General features: G+C 73.3%; 15 protein-coding genes. 8 read left to right on the plus strand and 7 right to left on the minus strand.

Annotated elements, in window-relative coordinates:
• Positions 1-129: 129 nt before the first annotated feature.
• On the minus strand, positions 130-540 hold the full coding sequence (locus ACFQBR_RS30920) for a secondary thiamine-phosphate synthase enzyme YjbQ (protein ID WP_267949058.1): 411 nt from the start codon (positions 538-540) through the stop codon (positions 130-132).
• A gap of 128 nt (positions 541-668) precedes the next feature.
• Here ACFQBR_RS30920 and ACFQBR_RS30925 point away from each other — a divergent pair, with 128 nt between their 5' ends.
• On the plus strand, positions 669-2,327 hold the full coding sequence (locus ACFQBR_RS30925; protein WP_344183875.1) for a DUF7800 domain-containing protein: 1,659 nt from the start codon (positions 669-671) through the stop codon (positions 2,325-2,327).
• Between the two features lie 88 nt (positions 2,328-2,415).
• Here ACFQBR_RS30925 and ACFQBR_RS30930 read toward each other — a convergent pair whose 3' ends face one another.
• Both ACFQBR_RS30930 and ACFQBR_RS30935 read right to left on the minus strand, forming a co-directional pair.
• Entirely contained in the window at positions 2,416-3,510 is a 1,095-nt protein-coding gene (locus ACFQBR_RS30930; RefSeq protein WP_344183876.1) for a hypothetical protein, read from the minus strand.
• A 334-nt stretch (positions 3,511-3,844) separates the two neighbouring features.
• Positions 3,845-5,122, minus strand: coding sequence for a PucR family transcriptional regulator (locus ACFQBR_RS30935; protein ID WP_344183877.1), 1,278 nt, complete (start codon positions 5,120-5,122; stop codon positions 3,845-3,847).
• 252 nt (positions 5,123-5,374) lie between these two features.
• Here ACFQBR_RS30935 and ACFQBR_RS30940 point away from each other — a divergent pair, with 252 nt between their 5' ends.
• From ACFQBR_RS30940 to ACFQBR_RS30960, 5 genes are all read left to right on the plus strand, one after another.
• Entirely contained in the window at positions 5,375-6,358 is a 984-nt protein-coding gene (locus ACFQBR_RS30940) for an ACP S-malonyltransferase (RefSeq protein WP_267949054.1), read from the plus strand.
• A gap of 2 nt (positions 6,359-6,360) precedes the next feature.
• Entirely contained in the window at positions 6,361-7,317 is a 957-nt protein-coding gene (locus ACFQBR_RS30945; protein WP_267949053.1) for a beta-ketoacyl-ACP synthase III, read from the plus strand.
• Positions 7,318-7,423: 106 nt separating this feature from the next.
• Complete coding sequence (locus ACFQBR_RS30950; protein ID WP_267949052.1) at positions 7,424-7,666, plus strand: acyl carrier protein; 243 nt, start codon at positions 7,424-7,426, stop codon at positions 7,664-7,666.
• Positions 7,667-7,800: 134 nt separating this feature from the next.
• The gene (gene fabF / locus ACFQBR_RS30955) at positions 7,801-9,039 is read left to right on the plus strand and encodes a beta-ketoacyl-ACP synthase II (protein ID WP_267949051.1); all 1,239 of its coding nucleotides are present in this window, start codon (positions 7,801-7,803) and stop codon (positions 9,037-9,039) included.
• A gap of 236 nt (positions 9,040-9,275) precedes the next feature.
• Positions 9,276-10,502 (plus strand): EAL domain-containing protein, encoded by a 1,227-nt coding sequence (locus tag ACFQBR_RS30960; protein ID WP_378554928.1) that lies wholly within the window; start codon positions 9,276-9,278, stop codon positions 10,500-10,502.
• A 169-nt stretch (positions 10,503-10,671) separates the two neighbouring features.
• On the opposite strand, the gene ACFQBR_RS30965 is transcribed toward ACFQBR_RS30960, so the two are convergent.
• Positions 10,672-11,565 carry an SGNH/GDSL hydrolase family protein gene (locus tag ACFQBR_RS30965; RefSeq protein WP_267950322.1) on the minus strand — a complete coding sequence of 298 codons (894 nt, stop codon included), beginning with the start codon at positions 11,563-11,565 and terminating at the stop codon, positions 10,672-10,674.
• A gap of 744 nt (positions 11,566-12,309) precedes the next feature.
• On the opposite strand from ACFQBR_RS30965, the gene ACFQBR_RS30970 reads away from it, so the two are divergent.
• Together ACFQBR_RS30970 and ACFQBR_RS30975 are read left to right on the plus strand one after the other, a co-directional pair.
• Positions 12,310-14,670, plus strand: coding sequence for a hypothetical protein (locus ACFQBR_RS30970; protein ID WP_344183879.1), 2,361 nt, complete (start codon positions 12,310-12,312; stop codon positions 14,668-14,670).
• A 152-nt stretch (positions 14,671-14,822) separates the two neighbouring features.
• A complete protein-coding gene (locus tag ACFQBR_RS30975; RefSeq protein ID WP_344183880.1) occupies positions 14,823-15,593 on the plus strand; it encodes a DUF2470 domain-containing protein in 771 nt (256 codons plus the stop codon).
• A gap of 125 nt (positions 15,594-15,718) precedes the next feature.
• On the opposite strand, the gene ACFQBR_RS30980 is transcribed toward ACFQBR_RS30975, so the two are convergent.
• The 3 genes from ACFQBR_RS30980 to ACFQBR_RS30990 are packed head-to-tail and all read right to left on the minus strand — an operon-like array spanning position 15,719 to position 17,893.
• Positions 15,719-16,096, minus strand: coding sequence for a metal-sulfur cluster assembly factor (locus ACFQBR_RS30980; RefSeq protein ID WP_267949047.1), 378 nt, complete (start codon positions 16,094-16,096; stop codon positions 15,719-15,721).
• Positions 16,096-16,572 (minus strand): Fe-S cluster assembly sulfur transfer protein SufU, encoded by a 477-nt coding sequence (gene sufU, locus ACFQBR_RS30985; RefSeq protein ID WP_267949046.1) that lies wholly within the window; start codon positions 16,570-16,572, stop codon positions 16,096-16,098. The genes ACFQBR_RS30980 and sufU overlap by 1 nt, the downstream gene beginning before the upstream one ends.
• A 19-nt stretch (positions 16,573-16,591) precedes the next feature.
• Positions 16,592-17,893 carry a cysteine desulfurase gene (locus ACFQBR_RS30990; protein WP_267949045.1) on the minus strand — a complete coding sequence of 434 codons (1,302 nt, stop codon included), beginning with the start codon at positions 17,891-17,893 and terminating at the stop codon, positions 16,592-16,594.
• Between the last annotated feature and the right edge of the window lie 3 nt (positions 17,894-17,896).

Below are 17,896 nucleotides of genomic sequence, written 5' to 3' on the forward strand. Positions count from 1 at the left end.
TGCCGGGCCAATTCGCGGCCCGTCACGTGGGTCCGTAACCATCGCTGATGGCCTAGTTCACACGCTAGTGGCATGTTCCGTCAACGCGCTCCCAAACCCCGTCCCGGTCCCGGTCACCCGCGGCGGGAATCATGAGGACGAGAGGTAGGACAGCCGGACCAGGCGGTCCGGGTTGTCCACGTTCAGGTCGACAACGGCGATCGACTGCCATGTTCCCAGTTCGAGGCGGCCCGAGAGCACCGGAACGGTGGTCTGGGGCGCGATGAACGCGGGCATCACGTGTGATCTCCCGTGGCCCCGGGAGCCGTGCTTGTGCCGCCACCGGTCGTCGGCCGGCAGCAGGTCGTCCAGGGAGGCGAGGAGGTCGTCGTCGGACCCCGCACCGAGTTCGATGATCGCCACGCCCGCCGTCGCGTGCGGGACGAACACGTTGAGCAGTCCGTCGCCTCCGGTCTCGGCGACGAAGTCACCGCACTCCCGCGTGATGTCGGTGATGCTCTCCGATCCACCGGTGTGCAGCTCAAGGATCTGTGTCCGCATAGCGCCACCTTCGCGCAGGTGCGGCCCTCGTGCAACCATCCCGGTGGCACCCGTGCTCAACTGCGCAGGTCGGCGCACGTCATACTCGTCCGCCACATGTGCGAACCTGGTCCAAAGGAGGGCAAACGGTGACTGCTTCTTTACGTTTGGGCCCACTGCTGCGTCACGCGGGACCGACCACGGCGACGGTGTGGGTGGAGACCGACACCCCCTGCACCGTGCGGATCCGGGTCGACGGAGCCGTGACGGCCGCCTCGGAGACCTTCACCGTGCACGGGCACCACTACGCCGTGTGCGAAATCACCGGGCTCCCGGAGGGCGCGGCCCTGCCCTACGAGGTCTTCCTGGGCGAGGACCGGGTGTGGCCCGAGCCGGACAGCCCCTTTCCGCCCAGCGTCCTGCGCACGACGGCCCCGGAGGGGCCCACGCGGCTGCTGTACGGCTCGTGCCGCAGGCCGACGGGCGACACCCCCGAGGGGGTCGTGCGGTACGGCCCGGACATGCTCCGCGCCACCGCCCGGCGACTGGCCCGCGAGGAGGTCGACGGCAACCTCGTCCTCCTCCTCATCGGCGACCAGGTGTACGCCGACGAGCTGGAGGAGCCGATGCGCTCCTTCCTGGCGTCGGTGCGCGGGCCGGACGTTCCCGACGGGGCCCCGGGGGACGAGGTCGTCCACTACGGCGAGTACGCCGAGCTGTACCGGCAGGCGTGGACCGATCCCCCCGTGCGGTGGCTGCTGTCCACCGTGCCGACGCTGATGATCTTCGACGACCACGACATCCGCGACGACTGGAACACCTCGGAGGCGTGGCGCGGCGCCATGGACGGCCGCCCGTGGTGGCGCAGGCGGATCACCAGCGGGCTGGGGGCCTACTGGGTCTACCAGCACCTGGGCAACCTGTCCGCGGAAGCCCGGTCCAAGGACCCGCTCTGGGCCCGCGTCCGCGACGCGCGCGGGGACGCCGCCGACGCGGTCGACGGGTTCGCCCTGCTGGCGCACGACGAACCGTCCTCCTACCGGTGGAGCCACCGCTACGACGTGGGCTCCGTACGGGTGCTGATGGCGGACACCCGATGCTCCCGCGCGCTCGGGGAGGACGCCGTCCACGAGGGGTCGCGGTCGATCCTCGGCGCGGAGGGGCACGAGTGGCTGGACGAGAACCTGGCCGGGGGCCCCGACCACGTGGTGGTCGCCTCGACCGTCCCGGTCGTGCTGCCCTCCGCGGTGCACCACCTGGAGGCATGGAACGAGGCGGTGTGCGCCGGCGCCTGGGGCGAGTGGCCGCGCCCCCTCGGCGAGCGGCTGCGGCAGGCGATGGACCTGGAGCACTGGGGAGCCTTCCAGTACTCGATGCGCCGCCTGGGCGACGCCGTCGGCGCGGCGGCCCGGGGCGAGCGGGGTCCCGCCCCCGCGACCGTGCTGTTCCTGAGCGGCGACGTGCACTTCTCCTACGCGGCCCCCGTCCGCCACCGGCATGTCGCCGAGGGCGGGACCAGGGTCACCCAGCTCGTGTCCTCGCCCCTGTGCAACCAGCTCTCCGCCGGGACCCGCCGGATCGTGCGCCTGACGGCGAGCCGCGCCGTCCACGTGGTCGGCAGGGTGCTGACGCGGCTGGCCCGGGTCCCGGGGATCGACCTGTCCTGGAAGCTGGACGGCAAGACCTACGCGGGCAACACCATCGGCGAGGTGGTCTTCGAGGGCCGTCACGCCGAGGCCCTCTGGTACCACGCCTCCGAGGGGGGCATCGACGCGCTGCCCGGCGTGCACCGGCGTATGAGGGTCTGAGGCCGCCCCTTCCCGGGCGGGGCCGCCCGGGGCGTCGTCCCGCACGGCGCCGGGGGCGCGGGCTCCGTGCCCGCGCCCCCGGCGGGTGTCAGGGCTTGTTCGAGTGCGGGCGGCGGGTGGAGGGGGCGGCGCGGCGGGAGCGGCGGACCGCGATCCCGAGGGCCCCGCCGCCCTGTTCGAAGAACTGCCGGGCGGCCCGGTGCACGCTGGAGCGCGGTCCCGCGGGGGCGTCGGGGTCGGGGTCGCCGTCGGCCGCGGCGCCGCTGCCCGGCCCCGGCTCGGAGCCCTCCTCACCCGTTCCGGCGCCGCCCAGGTGCGGGAGCTGACGCGTCGGCTCCACCTCCTGCCCGGACGGGAGGTGGGGAAGGACGTCGGTCGGCTTCTCCCGCCCGGTGCGCTGCGCCTCCAGGTGGGGGAGGACGTCCGTGGGCTCCTCGCTCCCGTGCGGGGGGGAGCCCAGGTGCGGGAGGACGTCGGTGCGCTCGTCGGACGGGGTGTCCAGCGGACGGATCGGCCGGGTGCGCTCGTCGGCGGAGGCGGCGGGCGCGGCGCCGTCGGGCGCCCCGGAGCTCTCCTCGCGCACGGCCTTCTTCCAGGCCCTCTCCTCCAGCTTCTGGCGCATCGACTCCCGGGAGCGCTCGACCCGCGCCGCCTTCCAGGAGTTGACCAGCGGGGTGACGATCGGCCAGGTCACCTTGGCCGGGCGCGACAGGGCGTGCCACAGGTAGGCGGTGGTGCCCCACGCCTCCATGGCCCTGCGTGCCCTGGTGATCGTGAAGAAGGTCGGCATGGCCAGCAGGAGCTGGGGCCAGGCCAGCAGGAGCGAGGCCAGCAGCGGGTACATGCCCCCGCCCACGACGGACGCGGCGGCGCCGATCGCGACGGGCACCAGCGCCAGGGCGATCCGCAGACCGGTGAACTGGCGGAAGCGGTGCAGCGAGCGGCGCGCGGAGACCTGTGGAACCAGCCCCTCGGGCAGGGGCGTGGGCTGGACGATGAGCGCCAGCAGCAGTGTGCCCACGCCGACGCTCGCGGCCAGCAGTATCGTCCACCCCGCGGCGGAGAGCGCACCGCCGACCATGAGGTACACCACGCCCAGGACCGGCAGTGGCGCGGGGAGCCAGAACAGCACCCGCCTGCGCAGCTCGCCCTCCTGCGTGGGCTGGAGAACGAAATCGATCACCGAACGGAAGAACCGGGACCTTTTCCTCGGTCGCTCGACCACAGCGTTGACCCCCCAAGAACGTCGCGACGGAGCGGTGCGGGGACCATCGCCCGAGGGTGTCCTTAACCTCATGGGTCCCGCCAGCAGCCTGCCCATCACAAAGCTATCCCTTTTCATGTAGTCCCCGGGCGCACACGGGCAGTCACAGACATACCCGACCCAGGTGAAACTTCCATAAGTCGGTAGATATGACAGGCAACGATCAGATTACGTCCCCCAGGCCTTCCGGTCACCTCCGTGGCTGGTTCCGGACAACCTCCCCGGTGTGGTGTCGGCCACTCCGCGCCGCGCCTCACCCCTCGTGCGTCTGCGCCAGCCGCCCCAGGGCGACCGCCACCCGCAGGACGAACGACCCTCGGCCGTCGGAGGGGGTGCGGCCGGTGAGCTCGGCGATCCTGCTGAGCCGGTAGCGGACGGTGTTGGGGTGGACGAAGAGCATCCGCGCGGTGGCCTCCAGCGAGGAGGCGTGCTCCAGGTAGACCGACAGGGTGTCCAGCAGCGGCGAACCGGCCCCCAGGAGGGGGACGTAGACCTCCTCCACCAGCTGGCCGCGGGCCTCGGTGTCCCCCTGGAGGGCCCGCTCGGGCAGGAGGTCGTCGGCGAGCACGGGGCGCGGCGCGTCCGGCCAGGCCACTGCGGCGCGCAGTCCGCTGACCGCCGCGCGCGCCGACGCCCCCGCCGCGCGCAGGTCCGCGACGGCGGGCCCGACCACCACGGGGCCGGGTCCGAAGAGCCCGGCCAGGGGTTCGGCCGCGGCCGCCGGGAGGTCCTCCTCCGGGTAGCGGTCGCCCACGCCGACCACCACCACGACGCGCCTCCCCTGGGCGCCCGCCAGCACGTCGTGCCCGAAGCGGCGCGCGGCCGCACGCAGGTCGTCCAGGATCTTGCCGGGGTCCTCCCCGCCGGTCTCCCCGGCCACCGCGATCACGGGGGTGTGCGACCAGCTCAGCGCCGACCCCCAGGTCTGGAGGCCGTCCTCGTGGTCGCCGTGCAGGAGCGCGTCGACGATCAGGGCCTCCAGGCGGGCGTCCCACGCCCCGCGTGCCTCGGCGGCGCGCGCGTACACCTTCGCGGAGCTGAAGGCCACCTCCCTGGTGTACCGGAGCACCGCCTCGCGCAGCTGCTGGGCGCCGCCGGGGGCGGCCAGCTCGTCGACCTGTCCCTCGACCACGTCGATGACCACGCGGATCATGTCGACGGTCTGCTGGAGGGAGACCGAGCGGGTGAGCTCGCGCGGAGCGGTGCCGAAGACCTCGACGGTGATGGCGGGACGTCCCCGGACGGGGTTGCGGAACCAGTCCACGAAGGCGGCCACGCCGGACTGGGCGACGAGCCCGATCCAGGAGCGGTCCTGGGCGGACATGCGGCGGAACCATCCGAGCCGCTGCTCCATGCGGGAGACGGCGGCCGTTCCGAGGGCTCCCATGGAGCGCTCCAGGCGGCGCACGGTCTCGGCGCGCACGCGCTCCTGTTCCTCCGCGACCGGATCGGTGTCGCCGTCGACGGCGGCGGCGTCCGCCGGACCGGTGCTGCCCTCGTCGTCCCGGGGCGGGTGGGGTTCGGTGTTCACACCTCTAGGTTCGCACCCCCGGGGGACCCGACCGGAGGGCCGCCCCGCGCCGGGGCGCTTCCGTCCCCTCCGCGCACCCGCTCCGTGGTCGGTGCGGAACAGCGCGTACCGTCGGGGGTGATCCCCCACACTGGTTTCGGCCGGGCGGGTCCATGTCAGGCCTCCTTTTGTGGAGTACCTACAAACGCCCCGGCCGAAGTTCGTGTTCCTCCCCATCCGACTGGTGATCTCCTACAGGGCAAGGTTGATGTCGTGCTCGTAATCGTTGCTCCCGGCCAAGGCGCCCAGGTTCCCGGTTTCCTCTCCCCGTGGCTCGAACTCCCCGGCGTCGCCGAGCAGTTCGCCGCGTGGTCCGAGGTGTCCGGACTCGACCTGGCCCGCTACGGCACCACAGCGGACGCGGAGGAGATCCGCGACACCGCCGTCGCCCAGCCCCTGCTGGTCGGCGCCGGCCTCGTCGCGGCCTCCGCCATGCTCTCCCCGCTCTCCGCCCCCTCGCCCGCGCTGCCCGCGGAGGCCTCCCTCGTGGACGCCGTCGCGGGCCACAGCGTCGGTGAGTTCACCGCCGCCGCGATCGCCGGCGTGCTCTCCCCCAAGGACGCCATGGCGCTGGTCGCCGAGCGCGGCCGGGGCATGGCCGACGCCGCCGCCCGCACCGGGACGGGGATGACCGCCGTGCTCGGCGGGGACCGCGACGAGGTCCTCGCGGCCCTGGCCGCCGCGGGCCTGACCCCGGCCAACGACAACGGCTCCGGCCAGATCGTGGCCGCCGGGACCACGGAGCAGCTCGCGGCCCTCGCCGGGAACCCGCCCGCGCGGGCCCGGCTCCGGCCCCTGGCCGTCGCGGGCGCCTTCCACACCGAGCACATGGCCCCGGCGGTGGAGCGGGTCCGCGCGACGGCCGCCGCCCTGTCGCCGTCCGACCCCACGGTCCGCCTCCTGTCCAACGCCGACGGCGCCGTCGTGGACAGCGGCGCGGAGTACCTCGAACGCCTCGTCTCGCAGATCTCCTCGCCGGTGCGCTGGGACTCCTGCACCCGGACCCTGGCCGACCTCGGGGTGACCGCCCTGATCGAGCTCACCCCCGCGGGCACGCTGACCGGTCTGGCCAAGCGCGCGCTGCGCGGTGTGGAGCTCCTCGCGGTGAAGACCCCCGACGACCTCGACCGCGCCGGTGCCCTCATCAAGGAGCACGCGGGGGTTCTCTCCCCCTCGGGCACCGACCAGGAAGGCTAACCATGTTCAGCTCCCCGAACTCCCCCGGAGGCGCGTCCGTCGTCGCCCTCGGCGAGTACCAGCCGTCCCAGGTCCTCACCAACGCCGACCTCGAGTCCCGCGTCGACACGACCGACGAGTGGATCCAGAGCCGCGTGGGCATCAGGGAGCGGCGCATCGCCGGTCCCGAGGACACCGTGGCGAGCATGGCCGTGGCGGCCGGCGGCAAGGCCCTCGCCGCCAGCGGGCTCTCCCCCGAGGACATCGACCTCGTCATCGTGGCGACCTGCACCGTGCAGGACCAGATCCCCAACACCGCGGCCACCGTCGCCGCGAAGCTGGGCATCACCGCCCCGGGCGCCTTCGACCTCAACGCGGCCTGCGCGGGCTTCTGCTACGCGCTGGGCGTCGCCGCGGACATGGTCCGCGGGGGCAGCTCCCGCAACGTCCTGGTGATCGGCTCCGAGAAGCTCAGCGACTGGGTCGACTGGGAGGACCGCTCCACCTGTGTGATCTTCGCCGACGGCGCGGGCGCGGCGATCGTCTCGGCGTCCGAGGAGCAGGGCGTGGGCCCCGTGGTCTGGGGCTCCTCCGGCGAGCGCGCCGACAAGATCCACCTGCGCGACGGCAAGTACCTCTACCAGGAGGGCCAGGCGGTCTTCCGCTGGACGACCACCGAGCTCTACCAGGTCGCCCTGGAGGCCCTGGAAAGGGCCGGTGTGGAGCCCTCGGAGCTGACCGCGTTCGTCCCGCACCAGGCCAATCTGCGGATCGTGGAGTCCATCGCCAAGAAGCTGGGCGCTCCCCAGGCACTCGTGGCGCGCGATATCGTCACCGCTGGCAACACCTCCTCCGCGTCCATCCCTCTCGCGCTCTCGCGCATGATCGGGCGCGGGGAGCTGCCGTCGGGGAGCATCGTCCTCACCCTGGGCTTCGGCGCGGGGCTGGTGTACGCCGCACAGGTGATCCGCATCCCCTGAACACCGCCCGAGCCCGCGGCACCACCGCGCGATCCGGGTTCGCAGAACCCCGGCACGCGCGGTGTCCATGAACCGACACCGATACACCAACCAAGGAGATAACGACATGGCGGCTCACAGCGAGCAGGAGATCCTGACCGGCCTCGGCGAGATCGTCGAGGAGATCGTCGGCACCGAGCCCGCCGAGGTCACCCCGGAGAAGAGCTTCGTGGACGACCTCGACATCGACTCGCTGTCCATGGTGGAGATCGCCATCGCCGCCCAGGACAAGTTCGGCGTGGAGATCCCGGACGACCAGCTCAAGGACCTCAAGACGGTCCAGGACGTCATCAACTTCATCCAGAAGTAGCGTGCTCGGGGCGCCGGGTCCCACCCCTGACCCCGGCGCCCCCACAGGCCACCACCCGTGGTCTCCCCAGGTACATCCGCCAACGCCTCCCGGCCCCGCGGCCGGGAAAGTCCCACGAGAAGGGCGAACGGATCATGTCAAAGACCGATGTCGTCGTCACCGGCCTCGGCGCCACCACCCCCCTCGGGGGTGACGTCGCGACCACATGGTCCGCGCTCCTCGACGGCCGCTCCGGAATCTCCACCCTTCCTGAGGAGTGGCACGAGAAGCTCCCGGTGCACTTCGCCGGGCAGATCGCGCAGGAACCCTCCGAGAAGCTGCCCAGGCCGCGCATGCGGCGCCTGGACCGCACCCAGCAGTTCGCGCTGATCGCCGCGAAGGAGGCCTGGGAGGACGCCGGGTCGCCCGAGGTCGACCCGATCCGCCTCGGCGTCGTCGTCTCCAGCGGCATCGGCGGCATCCTCACCATCCTCGAGCAGTACGACATCTTCCGTGAGAAGGGCTGGAAGCGGGTCTCCCCGTTCACCGTGCCCATGCTCATGCCCAACAGCCCCGCCGCCGCGATCAGCCTGGAGTACACCGCGCGGGCCGGGTCCCACGTGCCGGTGAGCGCCTGCGCCTCCAGTGCCGAGGCCATCGCCAACGGTGTGGACATGATCCGCTCCGGCCGCGCCGACATCGTCATCGCCGGCGGCACCGAGGCCGCGATCCACCCGCTGAACATCGCCTCGTTCGCGTCCATGCGGGCCCTGTCCACGCGCAACGACGACCCCCAGACGGCCTCCCGCCCCTGGGACAAGAACCGTGACGGCTTCGTCATGGGCGAGGGCGCGGGCATCCTGGTGCTGGAGTCCGCCGAGCACGCCGCCCGCCGGGGCGCCCGCGTCTACGCGCACGCCTCCGGCGTCGGCTACACCAACGACGCCTACGACATCGTCCAGCCCGACCCCGAGGGCGCCGGCCAGGCCCGCGCCATCACCCAGGCCCTGGACGACGCCGGCCTCGTGCCCGACGACGTCGTGCACGTCAACGCCCACGCCACGTCCACGCCCGCCGGAGACGTCGGCGAGACCCGCGCGATCCGCTCGGCCCTGGGCGACTCCGCCGCCGACCGGGTCTCGGTGACCTCCACCAAGTCCATGACCGGCCACCTGCTGGGCGGCGCGGGCGCGGTGGAGTCGATCGCGACCATCCTGGCACTGCACGACGGCCGTATCCCGCCGACCATCAACATCGAGGAGCTCGACCCGGACGTGGTCGTGGACATCGTCCGCGACAAGCCCCGGGACATGCCCGGCGGCGACGTCGCGGCCGTCAACGAGTCCTTCGGGTTCGGCGGCCACAACATCGCCCTGGTGTTCCGCCGCGCCTGACCCCCGCGCCCGACCCGGCCGGCGCCGCGCACACGCGCGGCGCCGGCCGAGCGCTGTCCGGGACACGTCGTCCCCGCTCCGGTCCGCGGACCCGAACCAGGTCAGGGGCTTTTAGCGGCCACGGTCGGTCGCGCCTCCGCGACCGTGCGCGCGCCGCGCCGAACAGGTCGTGAAGCTGAGCTGAACAGCCGCGAACAGGTCTTCATGTGCGCCCTGATCGGGGTCACCATGAGTATGTGTCTGCCCTGCATCCCCACCACACGTCAGAGGCGCACCCGTCGGGACCAGGTGCGGGCCCCCGGCGTTCCCCCGGCGTCGCCGGTCCCCCCGGCGCGCCCCGCCCGTCCCGCTCCCCCGGCTACCGGCCCGTCGTGGACCTGGACTCGGGCGCGGTCGTCGCGGTGGAGGTCGTCGCCGCACCGCCCGCACCGCACCCCGCCGTCCCCGGGGGCCCTCCGAACGCGGAGATGGGCGTCCACGAGGGGACGGCCGTGGCCGACTGGGTGCTGGACCTCGTCGCGGAGGCGGCCGGGACCGAGAGCCTGCTGCCGCTCGTCCTCCCCCTGCCCGCGAGGATCCTGACCGCCGGGGAGGGGTTCGTGGCCCTGGTGGAGAGCCGTATGCGGCGCGCGGGCCGGCGCCCGCGCGACATCACCTTCCTGCTCGGCACGGACCTGGCCGACCTGCCGCGGTCGGTGGTCTCGCCGGGGGTGTCGCGCCTGAGGGCGGCGGGGTTCCGGTGCGGCTTCGGCACGTCGATGGTGCGGCCCGACCTCGTGGTCGAGGCCGCCCCCTTCCTGATGCGGATCGACCCGGAGATCGTCTCGGGGGTGGCGACCGACCAGAGGCACGCGACGGTCGTCGAGGGCCTCGCCCGGATCGGCCGGGGCAGCGGCGTGTACGCGATGGCCTCCGGCGTGGGGACGGCCGAGGACGTGCTGCGGTTGCGCGCGTGCGGGATACGGGTGGGGACGGGGGAGTTCTTCGCCGACAGGACGTGGCGGCCCGGGGAGCGCGTGACCCCCGTGCCCGAGCCGACGGCGTCCCAGGGGCGGGAGGAGGACGCGGGGCCGCGGGTCACCGAGTTCATGCTCCCCCCGGTGGGCTTCGACTCCGACACCACCACCGAGCAGGTGCTGGAGGCGTTCACGGGCGACCCGGCGCTGAACAGCGTCATCCTCATCGACCACCGGGAGCGGCCCGTCGGGGTGATCGACCGCACCCGGTTCCTGCTGTCGGTGACGGGCCGGTACGGGCACGCGCTGCACGCCAAGCGCCCGGCGCTGCGGCTGGCGGAGTCGCCGCGCACGATCCCCGCGTGGATGACCGCCCTGGCGGCGCTGCGCGTGGCGGGCCAGGACACCGACCGTGTCTACGACGACCTGGTCGCGACCAACTCCTACGGGCAGTGCCTGGGCGTGGTACACATCAGCGACCTCATCCAGTCCCTCTCACGGAGCTGACGCGGGCGCCCGGGGTGCGCCCCCGCCGCTCCGTACCCGCAGCGCGCCCGGGCGCCGGACCGGCGGAAACGGGCGGGCCCGCTCCCGGCCGCGGGCCGGGACCCCGGCCGGAAGGAACGGCGGGCCCCGCACCACCCGGGTGCGGGGCCCGCCGGGGCCTCGCGGCGGCTCAGTCCACGGGGTCCGGGCCCTTGGTGCCCGAGGGGCTGCTGGTGGGAGCGGCGCCGTCGCCCGCGGCGTACGCGTCGTAGTCCGACTCCAGGACCCCGGCCTCCTCCATCGCCAGGGCGATCCGGGCGCGGGTGGCCTCGTCGTGCAGGTACTCCAGCTCCGGTCGCTTGGGCAGGCGGCCGTCCCCGGAGGAGCGGCCCATGAGGCGGCGCCGCAGCCACGGCACCCCGTACTGGCGGGCCCAGCGGCGGTTCTCCCGGCGGCGCAGGATGCGGGGCAGCTGCTGGGGCGGTGTGCTCCACGGGTCGGTCCAGGACTCGCGCGGCCCCATGGGGAAGCCGAGGAGGTCGGCGATGCGGGCGGCGACGATCTGGTGGCCGGCCCCGTTGAGGTGCAGGCGGTCGTCGCTCCAGGCGCGGGAGTCGGTGAGGGCGTTGAGCGCCCACAGGTCGACGATCTCGGTGCCGGTGCGCTCGGCGACGGCGCGCATGTGCATGCTGAAGACCGCGATGCGGCCGCGGTAGTAGCGCAGCACGGGGATCCAGCCGGTGTCGTGCCCGGACAGGATCACCACGCGGATCCCGGCGTCGCGCAGGCGGCGGATGCCCCACTCGAAGTGCTCGGCCAGCTGGTCGAGGTCGCCGCCGGGGCGCAGGACGTCGTTGCCGCCCGCGAGGACGGTCACCAGGTCGGGCTTCCAGTCCAGCGTCTGGTCGAGCTGCTCGCCGAAGATGTGGCGCATGCGCCGGCCACGCACACCCAGGTTGGCGTACCGGAAGTCCGGGGAGATCGTGCCGAGGTGCTCCGCGAGACGGTCCGCGAATCCGCGGTACTCGCCGTTGGGGCCGCTGTCGTCTTCCATCCCCTCGGTGATGCTGTCGCCGATCGCCACGAACGACCGGATGACGTCCGGTCTGCTCGCGCGAGCGGCCGCTGGGGGATTCGTCTCAAGGTCTGTCACGTCAACCAATCATCCGGCTCGACCGTCCCACGCCTACGAAGCGCCGAGGGTGCGCGGGAACGGAATCCTGGTACGGGCCGCGGTGTACCGCCGACCCGGGTCCGAACACCGTCGACCCCTGGTCGGCCGCGGAGCGCGGCCACCCGGCCGAAGGTCGTTCGGGCGAGGACAGTGCCCGACCAGCATACCCACGACCGGCGTCGGAACGCCTGACCCGGGGGCCCGCCGGCCCGCTCCGGGTGGTCCCCTCTCCCCGGGCGGCCGCGCGCCCCTGTTTCGCGGAGAGGGCGCGCATATGACGGCACAGTGAATAACAACGACTGCTCGGTTCGATATGAGCCGCATGCCCCCTATGAGCTAGCTCACACGGTATCGGGTTCCGCGGACGCCGATCCCCCTTGTCACGGTCATCACACGGCGCGGTCACGGCGGGGTCGCCGCGGACCGGGCCGACCTGGGGGTACCCATGCGGCTCCGGGGCACGTACGATCTCGGGGAAGTGCTCACGGCACCCCTGTCCCCCGGCTCGCCGTGCCCACCCGCGAAGCACCGGACCGGTTCGCGGTCCGGCCCCCGTCCGGGTGAAGGGCGCGTACTGTGGTGCATCGAACCGAAGGCCCGTGCGGTTCCTCCCCAATTCACGTGCAGACACCAGGAGGTCGAGGTCCCCAGCGGATGAACGCCGTCTCTCCGATCTGCCTCGTCGACCTCGCTCCCGCCCTGCGGTGGTCGAGGTCGCCGGACGTGGCACCCCTTCTCCACCATGACCGGCTGATCGACGGCTGGTGGCACTCGCTCCCGGTCGCGCGCGTCCTGGACATCGCGGGCCCCCCGTGGCTGGCCCACGGCATCGCGCGCCTCGCGGTCGAGCAGTGGGGGCACGTGCCCCTCTCCGAGTTCCTGCCGAGCCTGCGGACCCAGCAGGTGAGCTGCGCGGACCTGTCCGAGCCGGTACGCGGCGCCGTCACCGCCGCCGCGGGCGACTGGGACCGCCTCATCTCCACCGCGCCCCAGGAGATCGGCGAGTGGCCGCTCTCCGGATGCGGGGTCCTCGACGTCGTGAGCACCGTCGCCTGGCGTGCGCTCCAGCCCTGCTGCGAGCTGCCCGGCGGCCCGACCCCCTCGCCGGCCCTGATGCTGGAGGCCGTGCGCACCATCGCGCACTGGATCCCCGACACGGTGCCGGACCACGTGCGCAGCGCCCTGGAGTACCTGAGCGCGGCCACGGGCGCCGACGGCGCGGCCGACGCCTCGGAGTCCGCCGGCCACGGCTCGACGCCGCCGCAGACACCCGCCACCCGCGCCATCCGGACCCTGCGCGCCCTGCGGGCCCAGCGCGAGGAGCGCGAGGGGGCCGAAGCCCCCTTCACGGAGGAGGCGCCCGTCAACGGGCACGGCGGCGCCGCGCCCACCGGCATGGTGAGCTCCGCCGCGATGCTCCCCGGTCCCGCGCCGGGCGCCGAGGCCGCCGACGCCGGGCGCGAGGGCGCCCCGGGCGACCTGCGCTCCCAGTTCCGCAGTTCGCTGGTGGGCCCCGGCCGCACGCTGCGCCGGCCCAGCTTCGGCCCGCCCAAGGCCATGCGGCCCGACCACGTCGAGGAGCGCCCCCCGGCCCCCGCCCTGGGCCAGCACCCCCTGGTGGACCTGGTCGAGGAGATGTTCCGCTCCTGGCCCGACCTGGAGCGGACGGTCGCCGCCGAGCGCCTCTTCGCCACCGACCCCATCAGCATCCGCGTGCTCTCCGAGCAGATCGCGGTGGACGTCACCGAGATCCGCGGCGCCCAGCGCAAGGTGGAGGAGCGCCTGCTGCGCTGGCTCAACTCGCCCGAGGGCGCGGCGGTCACCAAGCACATGCGCGAGCTGTCCGACCAGCTGGGGTCCGCGACCACCATCGACCGGCTGATCAACGCGCACCCCGACCACCCGGTGGACGTGCCCACCCTCAACACGCCCCTGTGGCGGGTCATCATCACCCTGTTCACCGACCGCCGCATGCACAACGGCTGGCTCATCGCCGACGACCCCAACCGCCTGCGCTGGCAGACCCGCGAGCTCCTGGGCGACGCCCCCGACATGACCGAGGCCGGCCTGCGGCTCGGCCGTATCGGCATCCGCCAGCAGGAGCTCCGGGCCTGGCTGCTGAGCACCCCCGGGGTGAGCCTGAAGGACGGGCACGTGTTCGTCGACGCCTCGGTCCCGATGGAGGCTCCCACCAGCCACCCGGGGCACATCGCCCCGGAGGACTCGGGCGCCACCACCGAGAACGGGCTGCCGATCCGGCGGCGCGTCGAGGGGCCCGGGGCCCCGGCGCAGCCCGAGCCCGTCGCCGCTCTTCCGGAGCACCGGCAGAGGACCGTCCACGACCAGGCGGGCGCGGTGTTCGTCCCCACAGGCCTCGAACCCCACCGGCCCGTACTCCTCGGGCACCCGCACGGGGGCCCGGGCCCCGCCCTCCAGCCGGTCCTCGCCTCGCACGCCCCCGCGGCGCGCCCCGGCGCGAGCGACCCGGCGATGGCCGCCCGGTGCTTCCGCGCCCCGGACGGGCGCTGGTGGCACCGCATCGACATCACCGCCGACCACCTCAACGGCGCCCCCGTGGCCGTCCCCAACGGCTACGCCACGCACCTGGGGCTCCAGCCGGGCCGTCTGCTGTGCCTGACCGCCCCCGGCGCGGACCTGCTGGTCCTCGTCTGGAGGGACCAGCCCGCGTTCGACTCGCTGCGGCCGCTGCTGCGCCGCCAGGCCGCCCAGCCCGGCGACCGCATGTTCATCACCGTGGCGGGCGACCGCCTGGACGCGCGCAAGCTGCCCGCCACGGACCTGAGCGGGTACACGCCCGCGGCCCGGGCGCTGCACCTGAGCGGGTACACGGCGCCCGCCTCCACCGACGAGGCCCTCAAGATCCTGTCGCGCCGTATCACCGACCACGACGACGACGCGCTCGCCGACCCGCAGTCGCTCATCGACCTGCTGAACCTGCGCGGTGACAACGACATCGCCGGGGAGCTGCGCTCGGGGCTGTTCGCCGCGCACTGACCCCTTCCGGGGGCTCCTGCAGCCCCTTCGACCCTCGCCGCCCCGGGACCGCCGTCCCGGGGCGGCTTCCGTCGTGCGCCCGCCTCTCCGCGAAAAGGCGCGCCCGGGGGTGTCCCACCAGGGGGCGAACCATGTAGGTTAGCCTCACCTAAGTGAGAATCGAGGTGGTTCCCCTGTCCACGTACCAGCACCTGGCTCCCCCGCCCGCCGAACGCGCGCGGTCGGTCCTGGGCCGTCCCAACCCCGTGACCGTGACGACCCGGGACCACGCCGTGCACCTCGACGAACCCGCCTGCCACATCCACCCCAACGGTTCCGTGAGCCTGCTGGTCCCCGACCGCCACCTCCTCCTGGAGCGGATCGGCCGCCACACCACAGCCGCCACGGTCGAGTTCACCGACACGGCCCCTGTGCCCCTGCGCGACCGCACACGCTCCCTCCTGTGGATCAGCGGCACCCTCACCCGGCTGGACCACCCGACGGCCCGTCTGCGCGCCCTCCGCGTCCTGCGCGACGATCCCGACGAACGGCTGCTCGACATCGGCCACGGACGGACGATGGTGGCCCTGGAGCCCTACCTGGTGGTCCACTCCGACACCGACGGCTGCCACCTCCTGCGCACGGACGAGTTCGTCCGCGCGCGCACCGACCCCTTCGGGCGCCGGGAGGGCGAGTGGCTGCGCCACCTGGAGGAGGACCACCCCGACATCCTGCACGCGATCGCCGTGCGCTCCCCCGAACCCCTGCCGCCCGGGCGACCGCGGCCGCTGGGCGTGGACCGGTACGGGATCACGCTCCGCTTCGAGGGCCCCGAGGGCGACGTCGACGCCCGGCTCCCCTTCAGCAGGCCCGCGGACACCCCCCACGACGTCGCGGCGGAGGTCCACGGCATGGCGGGCCTCCCCCACCGCTGCGGCCCCTGAGGAGCGGCCTCGCCGCCTCGGCTCCCCCGGGGGAGGGCGGCCGCGGCGGGAACCGGTCCCCGACACACGAACGCGGCGGGCCGGGACCCGTGGTCCCGGCCCGCCGCGCGGTCATCCGTGATGCCTCAGACGTTGAAGCCCAGCATGCGCAGCTGGTCCCGCCCGTCGTCGGTGATCTTGTCCGGACCCCACGGCGGCATCCAGACCCAGTTGATCTTGACCTCGCGCTCGAACTCGTCGAGGGCGCTGTTGGCCTGGTCCTCGATCACGTCCGTCAGGGGGCACGCCGCGCTGGTCAGCGTCATGTCCAGGGTGATGACCTGGTCGTCGGCGCTCACCCCGTACAGCAGGCCCAGGTCGACGACGTTCACGCCCAGCTCGGGGTCGATCACGTCCTTGAGCGCCTCGCCGATCTCCTCGGCCAGCGCCTCCGCCTCCGGGGAGAGGGGCGCGGTCTCGGGGGCCTCGGCAGCCTCGGCCGTTGTCGTCTCGTTCTCGCTCATCAGACGCCTTCCTTCTCCATGGACTGCGACACCGCGTCCTTCCACGCCATCCAGCCCAACAGGGCGCACTTGACGCGCGCGGGGTACTTGGACACCCCGGCGAACGCCACGGCGTCCTCCAGGACGTCCTCGTCGGGCTCACCCTTGCCCCGGGACTGCATCAGCTCCGTGAAGGCGTCCAGGGTGGTCATGCCCTCGGCGACCGTCCGTCCGATCAGCAGGTCGGTCAGCACCGAGGTGCTGGCCTGGCTGATCGAGCAGCCCATCCCCTCGTAGGAGACGTCGCTGACGACGGCCTTCTCGTCGAGCCCGGCCGAGCCCTCGGCCGGGGTCAGCGCCACGCGGAGCGTCACCTCGTCCCCACAGGTGGGGTTGATGTGGTGGGCCTCCGCGTCGTGCGGATCCCGCAGCCCCTTGTGGTGCGGGTTCCGATAGTGGTCCAGGATGATCTCCTGGTACATCGCGTCCAGCTGCATGGTCAGGCTGTTCCTCGTTCTAGGGCCGGGTTCCGAAGAACCCCTGGGCGTCCCTGATGGCCCCCACCAGCGCGTCCACGTCCTCCAGCGTGTTGTAGAGGTAGAAGGACGCGCGCGTGGTCGCCTGGACCCCCAGTGTGCGGTGCAGCGGCCAGGCGCAGTGGTGGCCCACACGGACCTCCACGCCCCGGTCGTCGAGCACCTGGCCCAGGTCGTGCGGGTGGATGTCGTCCACGACGAACGACACCGCGCCGCCGCGGTCGACCGCCTCGGTGGGACCGATGATCCGCACGCCCTCCAGCGCGCCCACCCGCTCGAGCGCGTACTCGGTGAGTTCGTGCTCGTGCGCGGCGACCCGGTCCATGCCCACCTTCGACAGGTAGTCGCAGGCCGCGGCGAGGGCGACGGCCTGGGGGGCCATCGGCACGCCGGCCTCGAACCGCTGCGGCGGCTCCGCCCACGTGGAGTACTCCATGTGGACGACGCCGATCATCGATCCGCCGGTGATGAACGGCGGCATCGCCTCCAGCAGCTCCCGGCGGCCCCACAGGACGCCGATGCCGTTGGGTCCGAGCATCTTGTGCCCGGAGAACGCCAGGAAGTCGACGCCCAGCTCGGTGACGTCCACCGGCATGTGCGGAACCGACTGGCAGGCGTCCAGGACCGTCAGGGCGCCGACCTCGCGGGCGCGGGCGACGACGGGCGCCACCGGGTTGACGGTGCCCAGCACGTTGGACTGGTGCGTGAACGCGACCACGCGGGTGCGCTCGTTGACCAGTTCGCCGATGCCGGACAGGTCGAGGCGGCCCTCCCCGGTCACCGGGAACCACCGCAGCGTCGCGCCGGTGCGCCGACAGAGCTCCTGCCACGGCACCAGGTTGGCGTGGTGCTCCATCTCGGTGACGACGATCTCGTCACCGGGACCCACCTGGAAGCCGCGCAGTCCCTCGTCGGCGGTGGCGGCGTTGCCCATGGCGTACGCCACCAGGTTGATCGCCTCGGTGGCGTTCTTGGTGAACACCACCTCGCCGGCGTCGCCGCCGATGAAGCGGGCGATGGTCTCCCGGGCCGACTCGTAGGCGTCGGTCGCCTCCTCCGCGAGCTGGTGCGCACCACGGTGCACCGCCGCGTTGTGGCGTTCGTAGAACTCACGTTCGGCGTCGAGCACCTGGCGGGGCTTCTGCGAGGTGGCCCCGGAGTCGAGGTACACCAGCGGACGCCCGTCGCGGACGGTCCGGGAGAGGATCGGGAAGTCCTCCCGGAGCGCCGCGACGTCAAGCGGACCGGCGTCGGCCCGACCGAACTCGCGGACTGTCGTCATGGG

This window comes from Nocardiopsis tropica, from assembly GCF_042660575.1.
Lineage (GTDB): Bacteria > Actinomycetota > Actinomycetes > Streptosporangiales > Streptosporangiaceae > Nocardiopsis > Nocardiopsis tropica.